Origin of the sequence: Rothia sp. L_38, from assembly GCF_050689125.1 — a bacterium.
Taxonomy (GTDB): Bacteria; Actinomycetota; Actinomycetes; order Actinomycetales; family Micrococcaceae; genus Rothia.
Genome location: NZ_JBOEQD010000001.1, coordinates 154,370 through 166,731 on the forward strand (window position 1 = coordinate 154,370; position 12,362 = coordinate 166,731).

General features: G+C 59.8%; 12 protein-coding genes. 7 read left to right on the forward strand and 5 right to left on the reverse strand.

Going from position 1 to position 12,362, the window contains the following annotated elements; translation table 11 throughout:
• Positions 1 to 24: 24 nt before the first annotated feature.
• Positions 25 to 1,065, reverse strand: coding sequence for a mechanosensitive ion channel family protein (locus tag ACRCJM_RS00690; protein ID WP_237186040.1), 1,041 nt, complete (start codon positions 1,063 to 1,065; stop codon positions 25 to 27).
• Between the two features lie 126 nt (positions 1,066 to 1,191).
• Here ACRCJM_RS00690 and ACRCJM_RS00695 point away from each other — a divergent pair, with 126 nt between their 5' ends.
• Genes ACRCJM_RS00695 through ACRCJM_RS00705 form a run of 3 tightly spaced genes read left to right on the forward strand, consistent with a single transcriptional unit; the run spans position 1,192 to position 4,073 of the window.
• The gene (locus tag ACRCJM_RS00695; protein WP_237186041.1) at positions 1,192 to 1,668 is read left to right on the forward strand and encodes an NUDIX domain-containing protein; all 477 of its coding nucleotides are present in this window, start codon (positions 1,192 to 1,194) and stop codon (positions 1,666 to 1,668) included.
• Positions 1,661 to 2,845: a glycine betaine ABC transporter substrate-binding protein gene (locus tag ACRCJM_RS00700; RefSeq protein WP_431463404.1), complete on the forward strand. Its 1,185-nt coding sequence runs from the start codon at positions 1,661 to 1,663 to the stop codon at positions 2,843 to 2,845. Before ACRCJM_RS00695 ends, ACRCJM_RS00700 begins: the two co-directional genes overlap by 8 nt.
• A gap of 10 nt (positions 2,846 to 2,855) precedes the next feature.
• Positions 2,856 to 4,073, forward strand: a complete 1,218-nt coding sequence (locus ACRCJM_RS00705; protein ID WP_135013198.1) for a pyridoxal phosphate-dependent aminotransferase — start codon at positions 2,856 to 2,858, stop codon at positions 4,071 to 4,073.
• Here the strand turns inward: ACRCJM_RS00705 and ACRCJM_RS00710 are convergent.
• Entirely contained in the window at positions 4,070 to 4,309 is a 240-nt protein-coding gene (locus tag ACRCJM_RS00710; protein WP_431463405.1) for an exodeoxyribonuclease VII small subunit, read from the reverse strand. The two genes, ACRCJM_RS00705 and ACRCJM_RS00710, sit on opposite strands and share 4 nt — an antisense overlap.
• Positions 4,310 to 4,345: 36 nt before the next feature.
• On the reverse strand, positions 4,346 to 5,668 hold the full coding sequence (gene xseA / locus ACRCJM_RS00715) for an exodeoxyribonuclease VII large subunit (protein WP_431463406.1): 1,323 nt from the start codon (positions 5,666 to 5,668) through the stop codon (positions 4,346 to 4,348).
• A gap of 244 nt (positions 5,669 to 5,912) precedes the next feature.
• On the opposite strand from xseA, the gene ACRCJM_RS00720 reads away from it, so the two are divergent.
• Positions 5,913 to 7,112 (forward strand): hypothetical protein, encoded by a 1,200-nt coding sequence (locus tag ACRCJM_RS00720; RefSeq protein WP_431463407.1) that lies wholly within the window; start codon positions 5,913 to 5,915, stop codon positions 7,110 to 7,112.
• Between the two features lie 20 nt (positions 7,113 to 7,132).
• On the forward strand, positions 7,133 to 8,224 hold the full coding sequence (locus ACRCJM_RS00725) for a 4-hydroxy-3-methylbut-2-enyl diphosphate reductase (protein WP_237186045.1): 1,092 nt from the start codon (positions 7,133 to 7,135) through the stop codon (positions 8,222 to 8,224).
• Between the two features lie 137 nt (positions 8,225 to 8,361).
• On the opposite strand, the gene ACRCJM_RS00730 is transcribed toward ACRCJM_RS00725, so the two are convergent.
• Positions 8,362 to 9,669, reverse strand: a complete 1,308-nt coding sequence (locus ACRCJM_RS00730; RefSeq protein WP_431463408.1) for an amino acid permease — start codon at positions 9,667 to 9,669, stop codon at positions 8,362 to 8,364.
• 84 nt (positions 9,670 to 9,753) lie between these two features.
• On the opposite strand from ACRCJM_RS00730, the gene ACRCJM_RS00735 reads away from it, so the two are divergent.
• The gene (locus tag ACRCJM_RS00735; protein ID WP_135013866.1) at positions 9,754 to 10,077 is read left to right on the forward strand and encodes a DMT family transporter; all 324 of its coding nucleotides are present in this window, start codon (positions 9,754 to 9,756) and stop codon (positions 10,075 to 10,077) included.
• Here ACRCJM_RS00735 and ACRCJM_RS00740 read toward each other — a convergent pair.
• Positions 10,074 to 11,105: a hypothetical protein gene (locus ACRCJM_RS00740; protein WP_431463409.1), complete on the reverse strand. Its 1,032-nt coding sequence runs from the start codon at positions 11,103 to 11,105 to the stop codon at positions 10,074 to 10,076. The genes ACRCJM_RS00735 and ACRCJM_RS00740 overlap by 4 nt on opposite strands.
• 152 nt (positions 11,106 to 11,257) lie before the next feature.
• Here ACRCJM_RS00740 and ychF point away from each other — a divergent pair, with 152 nt between their 5' ends.
• Positions 11,258 to 12,343, forward strand: coding sequence for a redox-regulated ATPase YchF (gene ychF, locus ACRCJM_RS00745; RefSeq protein WP_431463410.1), 1,086 nt, complete (start codon positions 11,258 to 11,260; stop codon positions 12,341 to 12,343).
• The last annotated feature ends 19 nt before the right edge of the window (positions 12,344 to 12,362 follow it).

The following is a 12,362-nucleotide window of genomic DNA, read 5'->3' on the forward strand; positions in this document are numbered from 1 at the left end:
GTTGCGCTGAGGGGCTACCGAGAGCTAGCCCTTTTGGTCGGTCTTTTCTTCTGCTTTCTGGGCAGAAGAGGAAACCACGGCGCGTTCCTCGTGTATCTCGCTGTGAATCACCGACTGGTTAGCCAGCGGAATACGAATGCCCCGCTGATCCATAGCCTTCTTGAGCTCTTCCCGGAGCTTACGCCCCACCGCGAACTGCTCTGAAGGGGCGGTCTTGACTGTCAGGCGCAGTACCACCGATTCGCCGGTTACAGACTGCACGCCCAGATACTGGGGCTTGCCCGAGATGTTCTCCCTGATACCGGGTAGCTTGATGGCTTTTTGAATTGAGGTCATGAGGAAGCTCGCCATCTCGTCGATATCGGCATCGTAGGGAATGGGCAGGTCGATGATGGTGCGGGCCCAGCCCTGGGAAGAGTTGCCCACGCGTAGAATCTCGCCGTTGCGCACGTGCCAGAGGGTTCCGGCGGTATCACGCACCTGGGTGGTGCGCAGACCCACTGCCTCTACCTCACCCTCGGCCTCACCTAAGTTGACCCAGTCACCGATGCCCAGCTGGTCTTCGGCCACGATGAAGATACCCGAGAGGAAGTCTTTAACGAGAGACTGGGCACCGAACGAAAGCGCCACACCCACTACACCGGCTGAGGCAATGACGGGGGCAATATTGAAGCCCAGCTCGGCGATAATCATGACGATCATGACCGTCCAAATCACAATCGACGAGACCGACCGGAGCACCGAGCCAACGGTCTGTGCCCGCTGGGACTGGCGGGTGCTCGCCAGAGATGTATCGGCCTTCCACCGGCTAGTTTTGCCGCCCTTTTTCTCTTCTGCTGCAACCACCCGGTTGCGGGTGCCGCGGGCGATAGAGTCGGTGACCTGGCGAATGACCACGCGCACCAGGCCGTGTAAGACGAACCCGAGGATGATAATAATGAGTATGCGAAGGGGTGCTCCCAGCCAAAAATCTAGGCTAGCCAGCCTGGCCATTATGGTTCCGGCGGCCTCAGCGCTTTCTTCAAGGGGCGTTGTTTCTGCTGCTAAAATCCCGGTTACTGTCATACCTACGAGCCTATCGTCTTTGACTGAAGAAAACCGGTATGCCAGCTGCCCGCGAACGCTAGGGCGGCGCACCTGAGCCAAGGGCGCAATAGACTGGTTTTTCAGAGACGAACAAAGGAAGAAGAGATGCCCCTGGTGATGGATACCCGCCCGGCTGCTTACGCCGTGGTGATTGAGGATGGCAAGATTCTGCTCTCCCGCTGGGTACCGCATATTCCCGGTTACCGCCCCGGCTGGACCCTACCCGGTGGCGGCATGGACCCCGGCGAACAGCCCCATGAGACTGCCGTGCGCGAAGTCTTTGAAGAAACCGGTTACCGGGTGGAACTTGACCGCCTGCTGGGGGTGCACGCGGCCTACTTTGAGCCCGAAGCCGGGGCAACCCGTCCTTTCTGCGCCCTGCGTACCATCTACACTGCCCATATCACCGGCGGAGAGCTTACTGCCGAGATTGGCGGATCGACCGACCTGGCAGAGTGGGTTCCGCTGGCTGAACTAGACCAGCATTTCTACTACTCCCTGGTGGACGAGGCTGCACGCCTCTTAGGGTACGCGGACGCCCGCGAGCTGGCAGCTAGCTACCGGGAGGGTTCGCATGACTAGGGAAGCGACTAAGGAACAAGGACGCCCACGCGCACAGGGCTACCGCGCCCAGCTGGTTGCTCTCGCTGCGGCCACCGGCCTTCTGCTGAGCGGTTGCGGCAGCTCAACGACCGGCAGCGGTGCGACTACTTCGACCAGCCCCGCCACGACCGCTACCCTGCGTATCGGTACCGGGCTGACGGCGGAGACCCGCCACGCAGCCTATATCTACCAGGCTGCCCTGCAAGAAGCGGGCTACACCGTTGAGGTGGTTGAGACCGACGGTAGCCGACCCGCCTACTTTGCCAGTATGGGGATAGATACCGCAGCCACCGCTACAGCCAGCCCTACTGCGACCGGACCAGCAGATGGGCTTGTGCATATCACCCCTGATTTGTCTGGTGACCTGCTGCTCTACCTCACCGATAACGGAGCGGTTAGCCCCACCATTATCGAAGAAGAGCGGGCTAGCGCCGCGACAGACACCAGCCCCGCGCCAGACCCGACTGCGAGCGCAGAAGCTAGTGCGGGCGCGTCCTCTGATACCAGCCCTACCGCTACACCAAGTCTTAGCGCTACGCCCAGCCCCAGCGCTACCTCGCTGAACGTGCGCGGGCTCAGCAGCAACGATATCGTCAGCTACGTTGACCGTGCCCTGCCCGATACCGCTGAGGTGCTCTCGCCCTCGAGCGCCACCAACCGGTATGGCTACGTAGTCACCCGAGCCACTGCCCAGCGCTACGGTCTGGAGACCATGAGCGACCTGGGGCAGGTCTGCGCTGAGCTGAGCTTGGTTGCCCCCGAAAGCTACGCCACCAACCCTAGCGGTGCTACCTCGCTGAGCACCCACTACAGCTGCACCCCGGGAGCTAGCAAAACCGCTGATAGCCGGTCAGACCAGGCCCAGGAACTCATCACCGGCGCAACCAGCATGAGCTACATGTATTCGGCCAGTGCAGAGATTCCGGCCAATAACCTCAAGCTCTTGGAGGATCCCGAACGCACCCAGCTGGCCCAGAATATCGTGCCCGTCACCCGCGCCGGTGAGCTGCCCCAGCAGGTCAAGGACATCATCAACGATGTCTCCGCTAACCTCGACACCGATTCTCTGGTGCGACTCAATACGCTTACGAGCGGCGATAACCCCGTCTCAGAAACCGACGCCGCCCATTTCTGGTTGACCCGCATGAAAGGGTAATCTAAATCTCATGGCATTCAAGCAATCAAAAAAACTTCAAAACGTTCTCTACGATATTCGCGGGCCCATTCTGGAAGAAGCCCAGCGTATGGAAGCGCGCGGTCACCGTATTCTCAAGCTCAATATCGGTAACCCGGCGCCCTTCGGTTTTGAAGCGCCTGAAACCATCATGATGGATATCATCGAGCACCTGCCCTACACCCAGGGCTACTCTGATTCCCGCGGCCTCTACTCTGCCCGTACTGCCATTGTGCAGTATTACCAGAACGAGGGCATCATGAATATCACTACCGACGACGTCTACCTGGGTAACGGTGTCTCGGAGCTGATTCCGATGACCCTGCAAGCCCTGCTCGATAACGGGGACGAGATTCTGGTGCCCAGCCCCGACTACCCCCTGTGGACGGCTGCCACCCAGCTTGCAGGCGGCAAGCCGGTGCACTACCTCTGCAATGAAGAGGACGGCTGGCTGCCCGATATCGAGGACATCAGGTCAAAAATCACCCCCAACACCCGCGGCATTGTGGTCATTAACCCCAATAACCCCACCGGTGCTGTTTATACGCCCCAGGTACTCCAGCAGATTGTTGACCTGGCACGGGAACACGAGCTGGTAATTTTTGCTGATGAGATCTACGAGAAGATTCTCTACGACGGCGCCCAGATGACCCACGTGGCAGCTCTGGCAGGCGACGACGTACTCACCCTAACCTTCTCGGGTCTTTCCAAGGCCTACCGGGTCTGCGGCTACCGCGCTGGCTGGGTGGCTATTTCGGGGCCCAAGCTCGCTGCTGCCCCCTTCATCGAGGGTATTAACCTGCTAGCTAATATGCGCCTGTGCGCTAACGTGCCCGCCCAGCACGCCGTACAGACCGCCCTGGGCGGCTACCAGTCCATCAACGACCTGATTCTGCCCGGCGGACGCCTGAAAGAGCAGCGGGACCTGTCCTACAAGATGCTCAGTGAAATGGACGGCGTGACCGTGCAGCAGGCTGAGGGCGCCCTCTATCTCTTCCCCAAGCTCGATATCGATAAGTTCAATATCACCAGTGACGAGCAGTTCATGCTCGATCTGCTACGGGAACAGAAGATTCTGCTGAGCCACGGCACGGCTTTCAACTGGTCAGAACCCGACCACTTTCGCCTGGTCTTCCTGCCAGATACCCGTACCCTGGCCGATGCCCTGGAGCGTCTGGGCAACTTCCTGGCTGACTACAAGCAGAACTAGGACGTCTGGTTCTGGCGGGCGGCGTCCAGGGTAGCCTGGGCGCCGTCGAGCCAGGCTTCGCAGCGCTGGGCAAGGGCCTCGCCCCGCTCCCACAGGGCAATAGACTCTTCAAGCGTGCTCGCACCGGACTCCATGCGGGCTACAACCTGCAAAAGCTCTTCGCGGGCCTGCTCGTAGGTCAGCTGCTCAACCGGAGTGGCATTCAGATCGGTCTTAAATTCGATGGTGTTGCTCATAGGTTTCCTTTCCTCGACCTGGCATCTGACCAGGTTCTAGTGGTTTTTCTCGTGTACGGCGGTAACGGTTGCGTCCACAGCGCCGGCTGCCGCGCGCACACTAATGTTTTGCCCCTCGTGCAGGGTGCGGGCATCGCGTACCAGCTGGCCGGAGGCGTCCTGCATCACCGCATAGCCGCGCTCCAGGGTCTGCTGGGGTGACAGGGCCGTAACCCGCGCCCGTAGCTGGCTAATAAGATCACGATCCCTGGCAAGACGGTGGACGGCCGCGTTCGAAGCCCTCGCTCGCAGCCGCTCAATATCCTCGGACCTAGCCAGCAGGGCTGAGCCCGGGTTGGCAAGAACCGGACGGGACCTCACCTGGGCTAGACCGTAACGCTCAGCAGACACCAGCTGCTCTATAGTCCGCACCAGCTGGTAACGGGCCGATGCGAAGAGCTCCTGTTCCTCACGGACGTCCGGAACAATACGCTTACCGGCATCGGTAGGGGTCGAAGCTCGCAGATCTGCTGCGTGGTCCATCAGAGGGGAATCAGCCTCGTGGCCAATAGCCGATACGACCGGGGTATGTGCCGTTGCAACGGCCCGAACCATTGCCTCCTCAGAGAAAGGCAGTAGGTCTTCAAAGGAGCCGCCACCGCGGGCAATCACAATCACGTCGATGTCATCCCGGCTATCAAGCTCAGCCAGCGCAGACGTCACCTGGGCAACCGCGTTCACGCCCTGCACCGCAACCTCCCGTACCTCAAAATCAACGGCAGGCCAGCGTAGGGAGGCATTACGGATGACGTCCTTCATGGCGTCCGAATCACGGCCGGTAATCAAACCCACCCGGCGGGGGAGCAAGGGCAGGGGCTTCTTACGCTCGGGACTAAAAAGACCCTCAGCCTGCAGCCTGGCACGCAACTGCTCAATGAGCTCCAGCATAGAACCCACACCCACCGGCTTGATGTTAGAGCCCTGCATCGATAGGCGGCCGGTCTTCACCCAGAAATCAGGCTTGAGCTGCAAAACCACCCGAGAGCCCCGCTCCAACTGGCCCTGCACCTTAGCCATCTCTGAGCCCCAGACCGTAACCGATACCGAGACCTCCTGCTCAATATCGCGCAGGGTCACATAAGAAACCCGACCCCTGTGGTTGAGCTCAATAATCTGCCCCTCCACCCAGGTCGGTACGCAACGGGCAATATACTCGTGCATCTTATTCGACAGCACATGTAGGGGCCAGGGGTTATCGACGCTGGTCTGCCCAGCACGTTCCGCTAGTTGCCAGGGTGCGCGCTGGGCCTGCTGTTCTTGCTGGGCCTGTAGCTGTGCCAGCGTCAGATGACCGGGTGCAGAATCACCAAAACTGTTCATACACCTACTTCTACCACCGCTGGCTGACACTTTAAGCATTGAGCCAAGAAAAACTGTCTTCTTTCTGCTGTGGGGTTTTTGAAAGGTTACGCAGGCTCACGCTCGCTGCCGACCCTCTCACCCGGTTCGCTAGCGCTCACAAGGTGATTCACGCCAGCCCCGAGCCAGCAGCTTCGCTGTGAGCCTGCTCCACCTATAAGAACTGCTCAAGCAAATACTCAGTAAGACCGGCTACTATGCAAGCATGACGGGTACCCGCAAGAGCACAGAAGACTACGGCGACGGCAACTGGACAAACCCCTATGTTCAGGCCGAAAATCAGCGCGCCCAAGAAGCAGCCCAGGCAGCCTACGCCCAGCAGCCCCAGGGCTACACCCACCCCTATGCAGAGCCGGCCTCGGCTCACTATGCCCAGGGGGCCTACCCTCCTGAAGCGCAGGCGCAGGGGGTAGCGTCCGCCCCGGTGGTTTCCTATGCGCCCCCACGGGCGCCTCGACGTCAGCGCCGCCGTCCGGCCTTTAGCCTAGCCAGGCGCTTTCTCTGCGTCCTGTTGGCCCTCCTTACGCTGGCTACCGGGCTGGCCGCAGCTACAGCCTACTGGGCACAAACCACCCTGGTAGATACCGAAAACTTTGCGGCGATGACCGAGTCCATCGCCTATGACCAGGACTTCCAGACCAGTCTGGCAAGTGCCGTTACCGACGACATCATGGCCTCACCCACTATCGAAACCTACCTGGGCGACGGGAACTCCACCGCTTGGTACGGGGGAGTGCAGAACTGGCTCTATGACCAGACCTACACCCTGGTCGACGGGGCTACCAACTCGCTGGTGACCTCCGATGCCTACCCCCAGCTGTGGGCCCAGGTGATTTCAGATACCCACGCCTATAACTTCTCGGGTGAAAGCCGCCCGGCGGTGCTTGACCTTTCTGCCCTCTACGACCAGGCTGGGGCGTCTGTGCAGTCGGCGACCGGCTTTGGTGTTGATACCTCAAGTCTGCCCGGCCGTACCATCACCCTGGATACGGGGCAGAACATCTGGCCTATCAATTCCACTGTCAATACCCTGATATGGCTGGCCTCCTTCTGGCAGCCCCTGCTGGTGGCCAGCGGCGTATCCGCCCTGCTCGGGTTCCTGCTCTGGCCCCGCAACCGCTTTGCTTACCTAGCTTTCATCGCCTTCAGCGCAGCAGCCCTACTCTGGATCGCTGGCCTCCTGGGTGGCGGTGCCTCGCTCACCGCCGGGATACAGCTACCGGCTAGCAACGCGGCCGTCCTTTTCCTGCAAAAACTGTCTGAAACCATCACCGCATCTTTCGCCAGCTACCACAACGGCCTGGCCCTCAACCTGCTCATTGCGGGGGCGGTACTGACACTTCTTGCTCTTCTCTCAGCGATCATGGGGCTGACTGCGAGAGAAGCCACTGCACGCACCCGCTAGAACCACGTAGGATAGAGACTATGTCTACCCAAGAGAAGACCATTGAACTGGGTCTGCCCACCGTACCCCGCGTGCGCAGGACCCGCGAAGAAGTTGAGGCAGCCGCCCCCACCGGCGACAAGAAGGTGCTCCTAGCAGCACCCCGCGGCTACTGCGCCGGTGTTGACCGCGCCGTCATCGCCGTTGAAAAGGCCCTAGACCACTACGGGGCTCCCGTTTACGTGCGCAAGCAGATTGTTCACAACCGCCATGTGGTTGAAACTCTCGAAGCTCAGGGTGCAATTTTTGTGGACGAGGTGGAGGAAGTCCCCGAGGGGGCCGTCACCGTCTTCTCCGCCCACGGCGTGTCACCGGCTGTTGTGGCCTCAGCGGAAGAGCGTCAGCTCAATACCATCGACGCTACCTGCCCGTTGGTTTCCAAGGTGCACCGCGAGGCCGTGCGTTTTGCCAAGCAGGACTACGATATCCTGCTCATTGGCCACACCGGCCATGAAGAGGTTGAGGGTACCGCTGGCGAAGCCCCCGACCATATTCAGATTGTGAACTCACCTGACGAGGTTGATCAGGTGACCGTGCGTGACCCCGAGAAGGTCGTGTGGATTTCGCAGACCACCCTGTCTGTGGACGAAACCCTTGAAACCGTTGCCCGCCTGCGCGAGCGTTTCCCCACCCTGCAGGATCCGCCCTCCGACGACATCTGCTATGCGACCTCTAACCGTCAGGGCGCTATCAAGGAGATCGCTCCGAAGGCTGACCTGGTGATTGTGGTGGGTTCGACCAACTCGTCGAACTCTGTGCGCCTGAAGGAAGTCGCCCTGGAATACGGCGCTAAGCAGGCCTACCTGGTGGACTACGCCAATGAGGTTGATGAGGCCTGGTTCGAGGGTGTGACCACCGTGGGTCTGACCTCTGGCGCTTCTGTGCCCGAGGTGCTGGTACAGGACGTGCTGCGTCTGCTGGCAGACTACGGTTACGTTGACGTTGAGAAGTTTGAGACCGCCAAGGAAGATATTCTCTTCTCGCTACCCAAGGAGCTCCGCGCGGCCCTGAAGAATGATTCGGGTGAGCCCGCGATGCGATTGGGAGGACGAGGAGCGAAGCCGAGCCGATGAGCGAGCGGTTCACCGCGCGCGGTGAAGTAAGAGCGAGCGAATGGGAAGCTGTGAGCGAAGCGAACTCCATTTACTTTGCGCGAAGAGTCCCCCTATAAGAAAAGACCCCCATATGGGGGTCTTTTCTTTTGGTCTGGTTAGCTGGGAATCAGACCGTAGACGACGGCGGAGAAGGCCGCGATACCTGAAATCACCACGAAGATGTTGGAGAGCTTGCCGCGGTAGGGGGCCAGTGCCGGTACCTTGTGGATGGCCCACATGGGCACGATGAAGAGTACCAGTGCCATGACGGGGCCGACTAGGGATTCGATGAGGGAGAGGACGCTGGGGTTCAGCACGGCGGCGACCCAGACGGTGACAACGATGAAGACGTTGATTGCCGCGTTGAGGGCTTTGTCGCTGATGCGTTTTTTCTCGGGGTCGAAGTTTTTACGGACGATACCCGCTGCTCCTTCGTGCCCGCCGAGCCAGTGGCCGAAGTAGGAGGAGACGATGGCAGCGATGGCTACGATGGGGCCGAGCCAGTTGATGAAGGGGGCGTCGAATTCGTTGGCCAGGTAGGAGAGGATGGGGAGGTTGGAGGCGCGGGCTTCAGCGAGGCCGTCCGGACCGATAGCTAGTACGCAGGACCAGACAAAGCCCATGGTGAAGACGGTCAGAATGATTGAGGTAACGCGCAGTACACGGGAGGCCTTGACCGAAGCGAAGCCGTGGTACTGCTTGCGCATAGCCACTGAGAACTGGGAGATAGCCGCTGCGTGGTAGAAGGAGAAGACGAGCACCGGCAGCATGAGCCAGAGGGTCATCGAGAAGTTGCCGGGAGCCGGCACCTGGCTAAAACCGTCGAGTGACCAGTGGGGGATGAGGTAGAGGGTGAGCGCGGCGAGTACCAGAATAAGGGGGTAGACCAGGAACTGGGTCACCATGAGCATGAATTTTTGGCCGATGATCATGACGGCGCTCATGGCGCCGACGAGCAGAGCGGCAAGAAGCCAGCGGGGTAGGGGTTCTAGCCCGAACTGGTTGGTGAGGAAGGAGTCAACGGTGTTGGTGATACTGACGCCGTAAATGAGCAGGATGGGGTAGATGGAGAGGAAGTAGAGCAGGGTAAAGATCTTGCCGAAGCCTCGGCCGAAGAATTCTTCGGCTACCTCTGTGATATCTGCTGTTTGTTTGGAGCTGGCGGAGACCATGCGGGAGAGCCCTCGGTGGGCGAGGAAGGTCATGGGCCAAATCAGAATGGTTGCGGCCAGCAGGGGCCAGACACCACCGGCGCCCGCGTTGATGGGGAGAAAGAGGATGCCCGCGCCGACGGCGGTGCCGAAGAGGCTGACGGTCCAGGCTGTGTCTGTGCGGTTCCACCCCGGTGCCCGGGTTGCGGCGTCGCCCATTTCTATGGCTGCGGTGGAGACATCGGTGTATTCGTGGCTGCCCTTGTGAGACATACAAAAACTCCTAGATTCACATCGTTGTGAGATACGTGTACTTATTATTCTAGCCTTTTTGTACGAGCCATGCAGAATGAGCCTATGCCCTACCTTTTCCTCGCGCTCGCTATTGGCTCGGAGCTCATTGCCACCACCCTGCTGAAATACACTGAGGGGTTCACCAAACTGTGGTTTACCCTGGGGTGCCTGGTGGGCTACGGTTTCGCTTTTTTCATGCTGTCGCTGGCGGTGCGGGACATCCCGGTCGGAGTCGCCTACGCCCTCTGGTCGGGGCTGGGCACCGCTGCCATCGTCGCCATCGGTGCGGTCTTTCTCGGGGAGCCCATCACCCTGGTCAAGGTGGTGGGCATTTCCCTGATTGTGGCCGGTGTGCTGGTGCTCAACCTGGGCGGGGCCAGCCACTAGTTCTGGTAGCAGATTTCTTCCCAGACGGGCCGGTAGCCCAGCTCCTCATTAACCTTGATCATGGCCGGGTTGACGGCCGAATTCATGGTAATAATTTGCCGAATGTGGGGCGCGGACGCCGGTAGGCGGGTATGGCTGAGCACCTTGAGGGTGCGGGAGAGGCCAAGGCCGCGGTGCTCTGGCATGACCACGGTGGATTCCTGCCAGGCTGAGGCATTGCGTGTATCGGTGGGATAGGTCAAGGCTGTTATCGCTGCAATCTTTCCTTGGTGTAGGGCTGCCGCATACATCAGTTCTTCTCCTGATGCATGGGTTTTCTGCTCTATCTCGCGCAGACGCTCAGGGGTGAAGTTTGAAGCCTCCCGGCGGACTTCTCCAATGGGTTCATCTACCTCTAGCTGGTGGTAAGCAGCTGCGGCTGACTCTAGGTGTTGTTCGGGAATTTTATGTTCCCAAACCTCGAAGGTGTAGGCAGGTTCGGTTATTGTCTTGCGCTCAGCCGCCTGCACAAGGTCTGCGGGAAGCGGTAGGGGAGCGATTCTCGTGATAGCAGAATTCTTAGGTTTCAAGCCCAGAAGAGCCGCAACCCTATTGATGGGCAGGGCGGGGTCGTCCTTGTTGTCATCCTGCATGAGGTAGCCGTAGTAGGTGATGTGGGTGCGTCCGCTGGGTTCGATAGCCTCGGCCAGGGCATGGTGGGTAAGCGCTTCTTCCAGGCCCCGTCCTTCGATCTCGGGGTGGACGGCGAGATCGAAGTTCAGGCCATCCAGGTTCTCTTTGAGGGGGAGTGATACCAGCACAATACCGAGAATCCGCCCCCGGACCTCAGCAACCCAGCGGTGGTTTTCATAGTAGCTGGAGGGGGCAAGAATAGCCCTCCGTTCTTCAATGGTTGTGGTTGACGGGAAGCCGTAGAGCTTTTCATCGCAGGCAGACTCTAGAGCATTGAGCTGCTCCATATCGGTATCTGAATCAATGTTGATGGGGCGGATGCTGATGTCCCGGGGCGAAAACTGCGCTACTGTCATGCTGACCAGCATAAAATACTTTGCCCCAGGTAACAAGAGGTGGGTGAGGGGAAGCTGCCTAACCTACCCGCCGGTGGCGGGCGTCCGCACCGCTTGCAGGGCTTCACTGACGCTCCCGCGCTCGCTTGACTCACCCCTGTAAACTAGAAACCGTGGCTTTAACTATTGGAATTGTGGGTCTGCCCAATGTCGGCAAGTCGACCCTTTTTAACGCACTGACCAAAAACAACATCCTGGCAGCGAACTACCCCTTCGCAACCATCGAACCCAACGTGGGCGTCGTCAACCTGCCCGATGAGCGCCTGGCCCGCCTGGCCGAAATCTACGGTTCCGAGCGCATTCTGCCCGCAACCGTATCCTTCGTCGACATCGCCGGTATCGTTCGCGGCGCCTCCGAAGGTGAAGGTCTGGGTAACCAGTTCCTCGCGAACATCCGCGAGGCCCACGCCATCGCCCAGGTCGTCCGCGCTTTCGACGACCCTGACGTCATCCACGTCGACGGCAAGGTAGACCCCGCCAGCGACATGGAAACCATCAACACCGAGCTGGTACTGGCTGACCTGCAGACCCTGGAAAACGCTATTCCCCGCCTGGAAAAGGCCGTCAAAATCAAGAAGGGTGACCCCGCCCAGCTTGAGGAATACAAGAAGGCCCAGGCCGTGCTGGAACAGGGCGATACCCTGATTTCCAAGTACGAAGAAGCCAAAATCGACATGGCCCTGCTCAAGGAGTTGAACCTGCTCACCTCCAAGCCCTTCATCTACGTCTTTAACTCGGACGAGGGCGTCCTTGCCTCTGAGGAAAAGCAGGCTGAACTGCGCGCCATGGTTGCCCCCGCTGAGGCTGTCTTCCTGGACGCCAAACTTGAGGCCGACATGGTAGAGCTCTCTGAAGAAGAGGCTCGCGAAATGCTGGAAATGAGTGGCCAGGACGAGTCCGGCCTCGACAAGCTGGCCCGCGTCGGCTTCTCCACCCTGGGCTTGCAGACCTACCTGACCGCAGGCCCCAAGGAAACCCGCGCCTGGACCATCACCAAGGGCGACACCGCCCCCCAGGCAGCCGGCGTCATTCACACCGACTTCGAGCGCGGCTTCATTAAGGCTGAGGTTGTCTCCTTCTCCGACCTGGACGACGCCGGTTCGATGGCTGAGGCCAAGGCCCGCGGCAAGGTCCGCATGGAAGGCAAGGAGTACATTATGCAGGACGGCGACGTGGTGGAGTTCCGCTTCAACGTCTAACTTTGTAGCCTCTGATATC